9 protein-coding genes and 1 tRNA gene are annotated in these 14,174 nt (G+C 42.3%); 4 read left to right on the top strand and 6 right to left on the bottom strand.

Features of this window, described 5'->3' with window-relative positions; translation table 11 throughout:
* Window positions 1-41 precede the first annotated feature (41 nt).
* Entirely contained in the window at window positions 42-1,100 is a 1,059-nt protein-coding gene (locus ACHZC4_RS14625) for an OmpA family protein (protein WP_394754605.1), read from the top strand.
* A 351-nt stretch (window positions 1,101-1,451) separates the two neighbouring features.
* Window positions 1,452-2,219, top strand: coding sequence for an inositol monophosphatase family protein (locus ACHZC4_RS14620; protein WP_394754604.1), 768 nt, complete (start codon window positions 1,452-1,454; stop codon window positions 2,217-2,219).
* Window positions 2,220-2,355: 136 nt separating this feature from the next.
* Here ACHZC4_RS14620 and ACHZC4_RS14615 read toward each other — a convergent pair whose 3' ends face one another.
* Entirely contained in the window at window positions 2,356-4,698 is a 2,343-nt protein-coding gene (locus ACHZC4_RS14615; protein ID WP_394754603.1) for a zinc-dependent metalloprotease family protein, read from the bottom strand.
* Window positions 4,699-5,035: 337 nt separating this feature from the next.
* Between ACHZC4_RS14615 and ACHZC4_RS14610 the strand changes: the two genes are divergently transcribed.
* Complete coding sequence (locus ACHZC4_RS14610; protein ID WP_394754602.1) at window positions 5,036-5,593, top strand: DUF1415 domain-containing protein; 558 nt, start codon at window positions 5,036-5,038, stop codon at window positions 5,591-5,593.
* A 328-nt stretch (window positions 5,594-5,921) separates the two neighbouring features.
* Window positions 5,922-5,997: transfer RNA gene (locus ACHZC4_RS14605), tRNA-Lys, on the top strand.
* 893 nt (window positions 5,998-6,890) lie between these two features.
* On the opposite strand, the gene ACHZC4_RS14600 is transcribed toward ACHZC4_RS14605, so the two are convergent.
* The 5 genes from ACHZC4_RS14600 to ACHZC4_RS14580 all read right to left on the bottom strand — a co-directional run bounded on the left by ACHZC4_RS14600 (window position 6,891) and on the right by ACHZC4_RS14580 (window position 14,163).
* Window positions 6,891-7,730 (bottom strand): TPR end-of-group domain-containing protein, encoded by an 840-nt coding sequence (locus ACHZC4_RS14600; RefSeq protein WP_394754601.1) that lies wholly within the window; start codon window positions 7,728-7,730, stop codon window positions 6,891-6,893.
* A 24-nt stretch (window positions 7,731-7,754) separates the two neighbouring features.
* Window positions 7,755-10,934, bottom strand: a complete 3,180-nt coding sequence (locus ACHZC4_RS14595) for a tubulin-like doman-containing protein (protein ID WP_394754600.1) — start codon at window positions 10,932-10,934, stop codon at window positions 7,755-7,757.
* A 15-nt stretch (window positions 10,935-10,949) separates the two neighbouring features.
* Window positions 10,950-11,750 (bottom strand): hypothetical protein, encoded by an 801-nt coding sequence (locus ACHZC4_RS14590; RefSeq protein WP_394754599.1) that lies wholly within the window; start codon window positions 11,748-11,750, stop codon window positions 10,950-10,952.
* A gap of 24 nt (window positions 11,751-11,774) precedes the next feature.
* Window positions 11,775-13,343, bottom strand: coding sequence for a caspase domain-containing protein (locus ACHZC4_RS14585; protein ID WP_394754598.1), 1,569 nt, complete (start codon window positions 13,341-13,343; stop codon window positions 11,775-11,777).
* Window positions 13,344-13,422: 79 nt separating this feature from the next.
* Entirely contained in the window at window positions 13,423-14,163 is a 741-nt protein-coding gene (locus ACHZC4_RS14580; RefSeq protein ID WP_394754597.1) for a hypothetical protein, read from the bottom strand.
* Window positions 14,164-14,174: the final 11 nt, after the last annotated feature.

Genomic DNA, 14,174 nt, shown 5'->3' with positions numbered 1-14,174 from the left:
TTTTTGAGTTGCCGTTTTTTTACACTACCTTAGGAAATTTTATGATCAAAAAACACATATTTGCACTTGCTTCATTAGCAAGCCTTAGCGGCATGTTGCCTGTAGCACACGCTGAAGAATTCTTGGATAACCGCTGGTATATCGCGCCTTTTGGCAGCTACGTAAAACCCGGCGGCGATAGAAATTCCGATATTGATGGCTACGGCGCAGGCATGGGTATTGGCAAAATCCTTAATGAACATTTTAATGCTGAACTAAGAGGATTCTACAACAGCTTTGATGATAACAACCGTCGTCCTGATGGCAGTACCGGTCGCTGGGATCTTGCTGGTGGCACCGCCGATTTGCAATACTATTTCTTCCGCGACACTTTTTCACCTTATGCTGTTATAGCCGCAGGTGGAATGAACAGCTACGTCAATGGCAAAAGCGGTGTTGGCATCATCGGCGAAGCCGGTTTAGGCTTTACTTACGAACTGCATGATAACTTCTTAATTCGCAGTGACGTACGTTATCGCTACAACAATAACCTCAATGCACATTTAAACCCAGGCACTGATGAGTTTCACGACATGACCGTTAACGTGGGTTTTGTTGTGCCTTTAGGACCAAAACCTGTCGCAGCTGCGCCTGTTGAGCCAGCACCAGCAGAACCTGATTGCTCCACACTTGATTCTGATGGCGATGGCGTTAATGACTGCCTGGACAAATGCCCAGGTACCATCAGTGGTAGCCAAGTTGATGATCAAGGCTGTCCTATCAGACTGGAAATCAAAGGCGTAAACTTCCAATATAATTCAGCAGAATTAACACAAAATGCCATGGTTATTCTGGATGGCGTTGCTGAAAGCCTGATCAATTACCCACAAAAAAATGACATTGAAGTACAAGGCCATACCAGCAGCGAAGGCACAAACAGATACAACCTACGTTTGTCACAACGCCGCTCACAATCTGTTGCTGACTATCTAAGCCAAAAAGGTGTCACTAACAAGCTAACAGCACGCGGCTACGGCGAAGATCAACCGATTGCTGATAACGGCACTGAAGAAGGTAGAGAAAGAAACCGTCGCGTTGAGTTGGTTTGGAGTGGCAACTAACGCACTTAGTCCAATGCGCTAAGCTAATGAATTCACATTAGCACCAAGGTTTACTTAGACCTATATTCGAAACCCAGTTTTTACTGGGTTTCGTTTTTTAGCACCGGGATAAATTATCAATTTAATTTCCCAAAATCCCCTGCGATACTTTAAAGCTGCCTTTCACATCTGTCATCACGTTATAATTACATCACAAATAAACGTAAATCTTGCATTGCTAAAGACAATACCGTATTAACTTCATCCCTCCCTTTGACTTATCGATACGCTAAACAAGCTCCCTTTATGGGTTTGATAGTATTTTTAACTTAATGGTAGTGGCTCTTAACATTTCCCTGATATTTAAAACCCATGTCTGTATCTCTTGTAGTACTTGAACAAATTGTACGTGAAGCTGGCGCTCTTGCTTTAGCACAATTTAAAAATTTAAAAAACTTACAAATCACCCAAAAAAGTCCGCGTGATTTTGTCACCGAAGCCGATATTGCTGTCGAACAATTTTTAAAAGATCAACTCAGCACACACTATCCCCAATTTGGTTTTTGGGGTGAAGAAAGCGGCCAAACGGAAAATCAATTGTCGCGCTGGGTGGTTGACCCTATTGACGGCACGCATTCCTTTACCAAAGGCCAGTATTTTTGGGCTATCAGTGTCGCTTTAGAAATTAATGGGGAATTAATTGTGGGTGCAGTTTATGCCCCTGCCCTAGATGATTATTATTGTGCAGAAAAAGGTAAAGGAGCCTGGAAGAATGGCGAGCTTATTAGCGTATCGGCTGAAACTAATCTGGGCAATGCCATGATTGCCACTGGATTTGCATGTTTGCGTGCTTATAAAGAAGATAACAATTTGCAGCGTTTTTGTAGAATCGCGGAAAAAACCACCGGTCAACGCCGCTTTGGCTCAGCCGCTTTGGATTTATGCTTGGTCGCTGATGGACAAGTTGATGCCTTTTGGGAGCAATCACTTAATTTGTACGACATAGCCGCTGGGGCACTCATTGCAAAAGAAGCCGGGGCAACTATTACAGACTTTCAAGGAAATTCGGGGGTTTTCCCGGATCATATTTTAGCGACCAATGGAAAGATATTTGATCAATTATTGCCATTGATGGATTAAAACTGGGGCAATAAATTTAGCCCTGCTTAATGAGCTTTTTAAGCAAAACAACTTAATAGAAACTGCCCCTTCATAATTGAAGAATGAAGGGGCATGGCTTAAAACTTACGAACGCCAAACAAAAATCAGGAAGAGCTTATAAGCTAACCTCATTACTGAATCCTGATTTGCCGAGCGTATTGACCGCACTTACTTTATAGCGCACCGCGCTGGTGGATACCGTGCCGGAATAAGAATTTGTAGTCACTGATGTTAAACGTTTGGTTCCATAATTGCAGGTTGTACCCACTACTGTACAGCGCCAAATATCATAACTGGTCGCATTGCTCACCTTATCCCAGGTTAAACTTGCTGTTGTTGTGGTTGGACGAACACCAGATAAGTTTGTTGGGGTAATCGGGATCGCATTTTTTGTAGTTGCCGAAGCACTCAGAGAAACAGCGGTTTCGTTGTTTGACATATCTTTGGCCTTAACCTGGAAAGTATAGGCTGTCGCCACAGCCAAACCGGTTGCAGTATATTTATTAGACGCTTGCCAGCTGCTATTAACACAGCCTACGCCGCCAGAGGCACATAAGAACATATACTGCACAGCGGTAGCGGAATTATCAGTCGCCACAGTTGCTGTCATGCTAATGCTGGAACTAGTAACTGCTGCGGGCTTAATAGACCAGGTCATAGGATTTGGCGTAGGTGCTATCGTGTCTGATGATACGGCTGTAGTTGCCGCAGCAGTAGCCGAATAAGCTGTTTCATTGCCACTGGCATCTTTTGCTTTCACCTGGTAATTGTAGGTTTTGCTGGCGATAAGGCCTGTTGCGGTATATTGGTTAGAAGCTTGCCAGTTGCTGCTCACACAACCTGCGCCACCTGAAACACAAGCAAACTGATATTGAACCGGACTGCCGGACTCATCAATTGCCGGTGTGGCCGTCATGCTGATACTGTTACTGCTAGTGCCGGCATTGGGAGACACATCCCAAGCCATAGGACTAGGCGTGGGTGCTGTTGTATCGGGTAATGCAGTTGAAGGCGTTACCGAACCAGAAATATAATACTGCCCTAAACTGCCGTAATCTGAGTAAGAGGTAACGCTGTTGCCTACACCAGTAATGGCCAGATAATATTGGCCATCCGCAGAGATGGAAGCAGAAATTATGGCATTAGTATCATCAACCGGATCAACTTGGGCAATTTGTGTACCCGCTTGATCATACAATGTTGCCTGAATATCTAAATTAGCCCCTCTTTTATCAGCTCTTGTAAACGCAGCCCAAGCAGGGTTAATAGTAATTTGTAGCGGTCCAACACCTGCCTTAAAAGCAAAATAATCGACATCGGTACTTTTTTCAATAATACCTTTATTATTGGTTAAGGTGTTTAAAGGGTCATTTTCCGGATTGGTTACCGTGATTGCTCCACTGGTATCTATTAACAGAGGTGTAGCGCCCGCCAGAGCATTACTATGGTCATCTGTACGCGCAGTCAATCGCGCAGTAATTAGACTGATATCATCTTCAAGATTATTAGCGCCAGTGTATTCACCTTTGCTCCATTCGGTAACATTCTGATAATACCCAACTCCCATAATAGGAGCCCACGACGCAAAGCCAGTACCATGCCCCGTGTAATAACCCACAGTTGCAGTACCATCGTGCGACAAACTTAGATTGTGCCCCATCTCATGCGAAGCTGCTTCTGAAATATAATAAGCAGCTGATGCCAAATTATTGTAATACACCAATGCCGGTGAATAGGTGCTGGCATAATTACTGCCGCCCCAAACGCCCACATAGGCCACCCCACCCGCAGTAGAGGACGGCATTGCCACTCCCGTGCTGTCTATATTATGGGTAATTAAAACTCTGCCGACCGTAGGACCAAAACTGGCTGGCAACTCAGTGGTAACATCTACATTAAAAGGCGCGTAATCTTCAGCAACGCGATGCCAAATCTGCTGGATGGCACTTAGCTCTGTGCTGCTAAAACTGGCAACTGTACCATCAGTATCAAAAGGTTTGGCATTATATGAAGTAGGTCCGCCAGTATTCCAAGCCGTGCCGGTAATCACATGTCCATCAAAATCCAGATAAATAATATTAGTAGCACCGGGTTTACTGTGCAACTTAAATGCATCAATAGCGCTAATAGGTTGTGGCGCGGCTTGTACAGAGCTGGTAGATGCTGGCGCTGTAGTTCCTTTGGATATTGAGAATGTATCACTGTAAAAAATACCGCCTTCATCATCTACTTTCAAATAATTAAGGTCATCTTCATTAAAAGTAATGGTATTGAGCCATTTTAACGCCTTATCCTTATTAACCGAGGATATTGTCAGCAACTTTGATTTGAGCGTACCTGCCGGCAAATCATCAACAATAAACGGCGCATTTTTCCCAAAATTTTTGGAATGCGCGAGTAATGGCGTTGTAGTTAATACGATGGCTAGAAGCTGAGTTGTTGCTCTATACTTTCTCATAATTTTATTGCCTGAATGGTTATATTTTCAACCTACCCATTAAATGAAACCAACAGCCGTTTAAGTCTTGTTGCTGGTTACAGCTTATATAGATAGAAGCTCAATTTAATAATGCTGATCTATAAAATAATAATTTATCTCCCTAAGCATATTTTGGCGTATTTAGGCCTTTGCCAAAAGTTTAGTCAACAGAAGGCATTCAGGAGAATTAAAATAGAAAACTGTGGATAGTGTCACAAAAAACAGCAGGCTCTTATAAAGCTCAATACACTGACGACTTAAGTTTGAGTGTGTTAACCTACCTAGCTTGATATATAATTACTTCAATAACCTTCCTATGCTTCACGATGATTTACAGCTCTTCCACACACATAAAATAGCCACTGAAAACTGGTTAAAATCCATTGTGATTGCCCACAACTTCTGCCCTTTTGCCAAGCAATCATTAACCCGCAACAGCATCCGTTTTAGTATTATTGATGACACTGCAATTGACAATTGCTTGCAACTGCTAATGGATGAATGTGAACACTTGGATACGGACGACACAATTGAAACAACGCTGCTGATTTATACGTCTGCGTTTGCAGATTTTGAAGCTTACCTGGATTTGCTTAATTACGCAGAAGAATTGTTAATTCAACAAGGTTATGAAGGAGTTTACCAACTGGCCAGCTTTCATCCAGATTATTGTTTTGACGGCGCAAAGCCAAATGATCCTGCTAATTACACAAATCGTTCACCGTACCCCATGTTGCACTTGTTACGTGAAAGCAGCATTGAAAAAGCCTTGGCCAATTTTCCTAATCCACAAAATATCCCTAAGCAAAATGTCACCTTAACCCGAAAACTGGGATTGGCTAAAATGGTTGAGTTATTGGCCGCGTGCTATTGATTTTGGGCATTTTCAAAATAGCTACACGCCAAAACGTGATGAAACAGTCATGGCGGCTTTAAAATCGGTGCGTAAAGAAGACAAATTGGCTATAAAAAGTAGTTGCAATGGCTAATTTCGATAGCATTGACTACCTACGCCTTAAGGTGTCGGTCGTGCTTATGCTAGGCTTAGAACCCATACATTGCTTTCTGCACTACATCTCTAAAATTCGCCTAATTTACCAAATCTTGTCTGTCAAGTGTCAACATAACGCGCTCGTTCTGTGTGAAAAGAAATAATTACTTGCAAGACTGAGTAAATATCACTATAATGGGCGGTTCTTGTCGGGTCGCTAGCTCAGCCGGTAGAGCACCGCACTTTTAATGCGATGGTCATGCGTTCGAATCGCATGCGACCCACCAATTAACTTATTGAATTAAATAGCTTTTTAAGGATAAGAAGCTTTAGTAACTGTGTACTAAAACCATCGACTACAGTGATTTTACTAGTAGTCTTGTTTTTACCCTCAAAATTGAGGATACACAGATGCTTAATTTCCACATTATCAAAGTTTGTAGTTTTTGTAATTTTTACATTCATTCTTCGAACTTTTTACCTTTATTCTTCGAAAAATATTTCGCCAAAAACCATCAAAATCCACCCAATTTAACCCTCTAAAAACACTCACCCACCTGTTATTTTTGCATCTCAATAACACAAAATCATCTCGCTTCACCCATCACAATAACACTCCAATTTTTGCCCAAAAAACCACACTAAAAAAACACCCAAAACCATCAAAAAAACCCATTATTGTATTTTACTGCTTGTCGGATTAATTTACGCGGAATGTAAAAAACCACATGGCAATAACCATGTGGTTTTGTAGTCAACTATTGATGATACTCAGCCTAGTTTTCGATGAACATATCCGCCTGACCATACCCTCCAATACTACAGGATGACTTCGCAATTAAAGCGGAAAAAAACGGCTGGGATCCGAGAATTGAAAGGGAAAAACAAAGTCTCCAAAAGACCTTGGATTACGAATTAGCGTCCAGCTTTGGCCTAGAACGAAGTCTTAGCCAGAGTATGGGTAGGTAGTTTTCCCCAGCATTTATCTGATGTCTGACCGGAAAAGCCGAAAGCCAAGTCTACTATGGCTTTCGGCTAATAAATCCGATCGAAGATTTTTGAAAACACATGGCATTAGCAGATTTTGAAAGTCTATTGATACTTTAGCCTTGATTATAATCGTTTTGGTTAATTAGTCGCATTACGGTTTCGTTCCATGGGACTTCAAGCACCTATATCCCTATCCCAAACAAAACAACGAATGTTTCTCTAATACCCGACGAAAATCTTTCTGTTTACGCAGATTTTTCAAATCGGAATCTTTACGTAATACATCGCAATCTTTAAAGCCTAGATCAAGCGCTTTATCTAGGGGTTCCAAGGCTAAGTCGGTTTTGTTAATTGCCGCGTAGTAGGATGCCAAATTATAAAAAACAATCGGACTTTTGGGATCGCATTCACTGGCCTTAAGCAAATCTTTTTCAGCTAGATTGAGTTTTTTATCTTGCCAATAAGCCACGCCTCTATTCATATAAGCTATAGCGAAACAACGCCCTTGAGCCTCTTCCTTTTTAATGGCATTATCAAACTCAACTAAAGCATTCTGAATATTCTCACTTCGGGTTTTTGGATTCTGTTTTGCCAGTGATACAAATACCATTCCCTGTTTTATATCTTGTTGAGTTTCCAGTGATGGTGCAGTGGATACTGGTTCTAATGCTACAGGTGGCAACGGCGGAGGCGATTCACCGGCAGGTGGTTCAAGCTGCTTAATGTTAGACGCTTCCATACTGGCTATATCCATGCCGGTTACCTCTGGTGCTGGTGCATCAGTTCCTTGCAAGCCCCATACCAGTAAACCTGCTAGACATAGACTCACTGCCCCACCACTTAATACAATCAAGCGTATGCGTTTGCGCCGTGCCTCATCGGTTGCGCTGCCACTGCTGTTTGCCTCAGTTTGTAGTGGTTGCCGACATTCAGGACATCTGCCGTCTTGGGGAATTTCAATTAACTCAGCCCTGAGTGCCAAGTCGCAATTGACTCTATTTCTACATCTGGCTGTTGCTGCTTGTGCCATCTTAAACTCCAAAAATTATAAATATCAGACTGCGTTGTCAATTAACACGATGGTATTTTTGGTACTCTCGCGTAATTTTCCATAAAAAATATCTTCGACATTATTGCCGCGATGCGTTAACACGGTTCCCAATTGTTCACGTAATTTAACCTTTAATGGATCGCGATTGGTGGCTGCCTTGTAATGCTCAGATTTAATAACGGGATTAACGGCTTTTTCAAGGTAAAACACTTGCTCTTCAGTCGCGCTATTGAGTGCTTCTTGTAATGCACTAGCCGTTAACACAATGCTATCAAACGTCGCTATCAACAAAGAAAGCACGTCGTTTGGATAAAAGTGGTATTCAGGTAAACCATCGGCATCCAGTGTTTTCAGCCGCCAACGTTGCTTGTTGGTGACCGGATCGTGTTGGGCTTGTAACAACTCCAGTGCCATTGCCAATTGATATAACGGCAAAATACGGATGCCCATCTGGTCAGGACGTGGACGGAATAATTCCGGTAACCGGTTAGCAGGATGATCTTCGATATGTACTTCAAGACGCGCCCGGGCCGGATTTTGTTGCGTCCGCAAATCATATTTTTCTTTCAGAAATTGTACTGGCTGTAAAAACCTTAGCGGAAAACCAAACTTAAAGCTCACCAATGAAATCTGGTTAAGATTACGAGCGCTATCCACTATACACATAGTGATACCCGGTGTTTGGTTGCTCATAAACAAATTCGCCAGCTCATCGCGAAAAGCTTTTACCTCATCACAACGCGGCAGAATAACTGCCATCACTGCACTGGGAGAGGTGGTAATTTCGCTTTGATTAAAGCGCATAAAGGTTTGAGTACTTGCTACTATATCGCGGATATAGCTACGTAATTTTTCCCGATCCTGAAATTGGCCTGCCAAGCGTGACACAATATTGGCACCAATTAAACGGTTATTCAGGCCAGTCTCATCATCATGTGCTTCTTCTGAATTCTTGCGGGCAACCTGCTCAAGTGTGTTTTTTAAGTCGCCATGACAGAGCAGAGCGCCGAAATATTTTTCTTTGCTGCGCGTATCAATTTTATTTGCTTCAGCGGCAGTAACAAATTCCGAGCGTGACCGCTGTGCCCATTGTTTTTGCTTGCTTTCCGAGGTTAACAGGCTACGACAGAACTCCTGTACTTTGTCGGGTTCGTAAAATTTAATTAGATTTTGTTTAATATCAGTACTTTCTTGAGAACGGCAAGTAGCAACACGGCGTTTATCAAAAAATTGTTGTGTATCTTCGATGCTACGTTTAAATTCTATAAATGTAATTTGTGTCTTATCCCGCAATTCAATCAGGCAACGTTGTAGAAGTTGTTCGGCAAAGCGCCAAGCAATATTCCAGGTTTGCAGCTCGTAATATTCTCTCAAGCATTCAGTTTGGGTATCGAACAGCGCTTCACGCTTACCTGCCATTCTGCCAAAAATACCCACGTTCCCCCACACATCCTTGTTTCTTGAAATAAGGTCTAATAACTCGCTACGACGACTTTCCGTCACTTTTAAACGTTCGGCTATTTTCCCACCCCTGTCTTTTATATCTTCAATCAACTCGCTTAATAAGGTTTGCACATCAATAAAGCCGTACTCGCCTTCCTGCCATTTTTGATACATCCAAGCTTGTACTGCGTTACAGACTTCTGCGATGTGCGTGTTTTCCCGTCCTAAATCATCCTGCTTGGATTTGTAAAATGCCTCGACGCCGATATTTCTAAAATGCTTGTCATAGTGATCCTGAAAGGCTTTTTGCAATAAATCCAGACGGTCATCGCGGCCATCCTGTATCGGTATTTTCCAGGCTTTGTTTTTGACCTCATTAGCCGTTTGTGTCCATTCACTGTTAATATCATTCCAACGGGCAGTGCTCTCGGTTTCTAGCAAACCTTCCGATAAGGTAATCTGGGTATTGGTTAATTTCCAGGGCCGACGGTTGGCATCTTTTTGAACAAAGTCAGCAAAAGATTGATTTTTAGGTTCGGAACGATAACGGGTATCCCCGGACATCCAATTGTTGTAGAGCATTTGCAAAATTGATTGTTCAGCAAAGCAGGCGGCCAGATGTTCACGAATTTCCTCGTCTGGAATAACAATTTTTTTAACGCCAAAGGTCTGCAAACGCACAGTACGCAATTTAAAATTACTGTCACTGGCTTTTGCTTCATCAGGAATATTAAAATTTTCCAGAGAAATAGCCGATTTTACGTTTTGAGGAATAGAGGCGGCTGGATCATCCAGCAGAAATACCCGTTGGTACAGCAATTGTGCAAACAGTTGCGTAACTTCTTGCACAGGTATTTTAATGCTGGCTTCATTGACGTTATCAAGGATGAAACAACCCTGCAAACGATCCTTTAATTTAGACGCGTTGCCCAAACTGGTATTTTCAAAGCGTTGCGTTTGCCCGGTTAAATCAATCGGGGCAAACAGCGGACCACCTTTATTGGGAGTTTCGCTGGCATCCGATACCAGATAAGCATTTAACTCCTGTAACGCGGCATAACCATTGGCATAATAATTGGTTTTTTCGCCATTACTTGCCCAAGGCGAGTTTTCTTCGGGTAACAATAGATATAAATAGATAGGGTAGTGTGCAGAATCAGGAAATTTAGCCCGCAGCTGTGCAACCACATGCAAAAAAGAACCACTGCCAGTACCACCGGCCAGACCGCTACAAACATGGAATTGCACACCTTGTTGGGTGCTGGCGCTTTCCAGTTGGTGTGTAAGTGTCAGTACATGGGTAGCAAAATTAGTACACTCCGGTTCAAATAAAGCTACTCCTAAGCGACGGATTTGTCCCCCCGCTGTTTCATTAATATTCATGGACGAAAAAATTTCCGACCAGTCTTCTTTTTTACCAATGTAACGATGGGTAATCGGATAATGCTGCGCATCATTTAGACGCACACTCAGATTATTTTGAGAAATAGAAAACAGGCTTTCCTTATTTAAGCCGATATCACTGCCAATATCGTCTTGCGTGCGCCATTTTTCACTGGCAGCTAAATCCGGTTTACTGGAATCGACGTACAGATATTTAAGATAAACGGGCGATTCCGGTTTAAAACGTGATTGGTTAGGCTCGTTGCAGCGAAACTCTTCATTAATTGCTTTGCGTAAATTTTTAATGGTTTTACCGCCAGTACCGCCCAAACCAATAATCAGATGATTGTTAGACATAGTATTTCCGTATGGTTATGAAGAAAGTAAAGCGTGCGCCGAATGTATGCGTATTTGCTTTAAGGCTGAATAGGCTATCCAGCCAAGGCAAATTGCATAACCCATAAAGGTAAGTAAACCTAATGCTAAGCGGATAATAAAAATGATGCGTGGAATCTGGGGCTCTAATTCACTGTAAATCTGCTCTACGGCCAATTGAACACCGCGTTCATGGGGATAAATGGTACCCTGATGCGTCTTGAAATAATTATTCATGTCTTGGCTAACTGTATTGGCAGATACCGCCGTTTTAGCACCGATCAGTTTTGAAATAAGCGGGAAATTAAAGTCGAAATTTTCAATAGAAGATTCCGCTTCCATTTGCCCCAATTTAATACGAGATTTCTCCTGTTTTAACGGGATAGTTGTACCTCCTTTTTCCGGCGCAGGTGAAGATGAAAAATCCTCTAATCCCATTTTTTTAATTTCATAATACTCGCGCTTGAATTGTTGATGATTCCAAGCTTGGTTGCTAACTAATGTGTCACGCCAGTTGGCAATCATCCCTGCTAAGCTGGGCTGTAAATACACGGCGGACGCATAGGTTGGCACGGTTAAAATCACCAGAATGGCCAGTTGACTACAGAGGACATGCTGCCCTACGCTTAACCGGTAAGGCTTGTAAAAAAGGCGGCCAAAAAAAGCGCACAATAGCCATAAGATTGCTGCGAGCGCCAGCCCTGAGAACAATAACAGCACATAGGACATCCGATCGTGGCCTATGAGTAGCTGGGTAGTGCCGGAAAATATGGCAAATAAGTTTATGATGGAATTCATATTATTTTTTGATAAGAATGCGGGTTAGTTTGACAAGTCGAAGTTAACGCAGGCGTTAGGAGTACTCACCATTTCTGGAGTTTGAGTTCTACAGCTTTCAGTGTCATTAACCAATTTTTGAGTTCTGACTTTTGCATAATCAAAAGCTGGAAATATTTGTCCATGAGAATCTTCCAAACCCTTTACTAGATAATAAGTAAAATAAGAGTTTGATAATTTTGATGGGTCGAATAAAGATTTTTCATGGCCACTGGTGGCGGTGAGAATAATTTTTCCTTGCTGATACTGTGTATTGGCGTTACCAAAAGCCGCGCGAAAGCTCTCCAGCTTACTATATTCATAATCAGCGCCATCATTGATCACGTTAGTAGACACTGCTATTTCATCAGTTAACGCTAAGCCTTTACTTCCACCTTTTTGCTGACATTGATTTTCTTTTGAAAACCCTTTCGAGCCATTGCTACCATTAAACGCAGCTTGTTGTAACACAGCGGGGAATGCTGCATTGCTGTAACCACTCACTTCGCAAAGTTTACCGCTACCCAGCAATTCTTCTTTGTTATTAGCGCTTTGGCTTTGCGAGTAATTTTGTTCACGTTGAGCATATTGAGCACCACCAACTGGACGAGTTAGCGCACCTAATGCTGCACCGCTGTAACAGGTATCCAAAATGGCAACAAATTTATTTGTGTCAATACTGGTTATAAAATCCTGTAAATCATCAAATGAAATAGCTGTTTTAAGAGATGCGTGGCGCTGTTTTGCTATGGTGATAATTGCATTATCACCACTTTCATCCTTGCTTACTTTGTCTGCGACAGCTTGCATATCTTCCTGATCTAGATCAGATTTAAGATCATATGGAATAATGCCCATTTTCCCAAAAGTGTTGGGCGGAGTACCGTGCGTACTTATATAAACCACTACTGAATCGTCAGGTGTCACTTTGTCCTCAAGTTCTTTTATGGCATTGATAATATTTGCTTTGGTAGCCTGCTTATCAGTCAGTAATGTGATATTTTTTTCATTGAACCCACTATTAATTAGGGCCGTGTTTATAGATTCAACATCTTTAACGGCGGTTTCAATGGAACTTATCTTATTTTGAAACTTTGATATACCCACTAACAGTGCGAATTTATTACCATTTTTTCCAGACAGTTGACTAGCTGTATAAGGCTTAATCATCTTGATTTCTTGTAAATCTCTGGGCGTAACTGGTGAAATGTCCAGAGAACTGGCGCCAACTACCGTTAACGCGACCATGTACGCTAAATCAACTTCTTCTTCATTCCGGTAGCTACCTTTAAGCTTAATGCGACCTGACTTATCATAGCCAACAAAACCATCCGTTAAACCAGCCTTTTTAATGAGCCTGGAAATTCGTTCGCAGTCTTCTAGTTCTACTTTTTTAAACTCTCCAGGATCAGAGGCTTCACAGCCTTTTGCCTCTTCTTCTTTAGCCAAATTAAGTGCTAAATTGGCTCCTAACGTTGCACAGCCTGTTAATAAAAGCAGGCTACCCAATAAAAAAATGCGGGTAAGTTGCGGCGTAACTGCTTTTCTCAACATAGCGTGTGGCGTGAGCTGCATCAGGTTTCTCCATAAGCATTAAATAGTTAATTCTGGACGCATCGGATTGTGTGCGATACACCCAGAAGATTTCCGTTTCTTATCTTCTACGTCTGTGTTTGCTTTTTTTGCTGGGTTGGGTGAATTTTTCAGGTTCAGCAGAGGCAGAAATCATGCCGCCGCACTTGTTGTCTACGCCATTGCTGGAAACTGTATAGCAATACTTTAAGCTTCCTCCTTCAATTTCATTGCCATTAGAAGCGTTAATCAACGTGAGTATTCCGTTATGGACACCTTCTTTATCGGTTGGAAATGTGACGGGTAATAAATAATCTCCGCCGCATCCTTTGGTTAAGGCGTTAAAGTTTCCATCTGTGGCTTGCATTTTGAAAGCAACTTCCTCCTCTTTGCCTTCTGATCCAGGAGATGCCAAGTCCATTTTGACCGGGATTTTCAGTTTTTGGCCAGGTTTAACCACTAGAGAAGACGGTGATGCAAGGCTCAGTACCGCCTTAGGGGTGTTTGCCGTTGATGGGTAATTCATACGTCGTTTTACCGTTGCACAATCCATTCCAGCTACGGATTTTTCGCGTTCCTTATCCAGAGAAGCCGCCCAAGTACCCGCCGCCGCACCCACTGCCATACCGGCAGCAACACAGGCACCCGTGTTTTTACCACCTGTCAATTTGTCACAGAGAATACCCGTACCCGCACCGGTTAATACGCCTGCTAGTACACCCGTGCCAGTAGAACCCATAGCAGTAGATGCTTTCTGCATAGATTCGCACCCATTCAGTAATAAGATGCTGGCAATACTTAAAGCGATGATTTTGTAATTCATTTTTACTTCCT

It is taken from the genome of Crenothrix sp. (assembly GCF_043729335.1).
Classification (GTDB): Bacteria; Pseudomonadota; Gammaproteobacteria; order Methylococcales; family Methylomonadaceae; genus Crenothrix.
The sequence above is the reverse complement of the archived record's forward strand: the minus strand, read 5'-3'. Positions and strand labels throughout refer to the sequence as shown.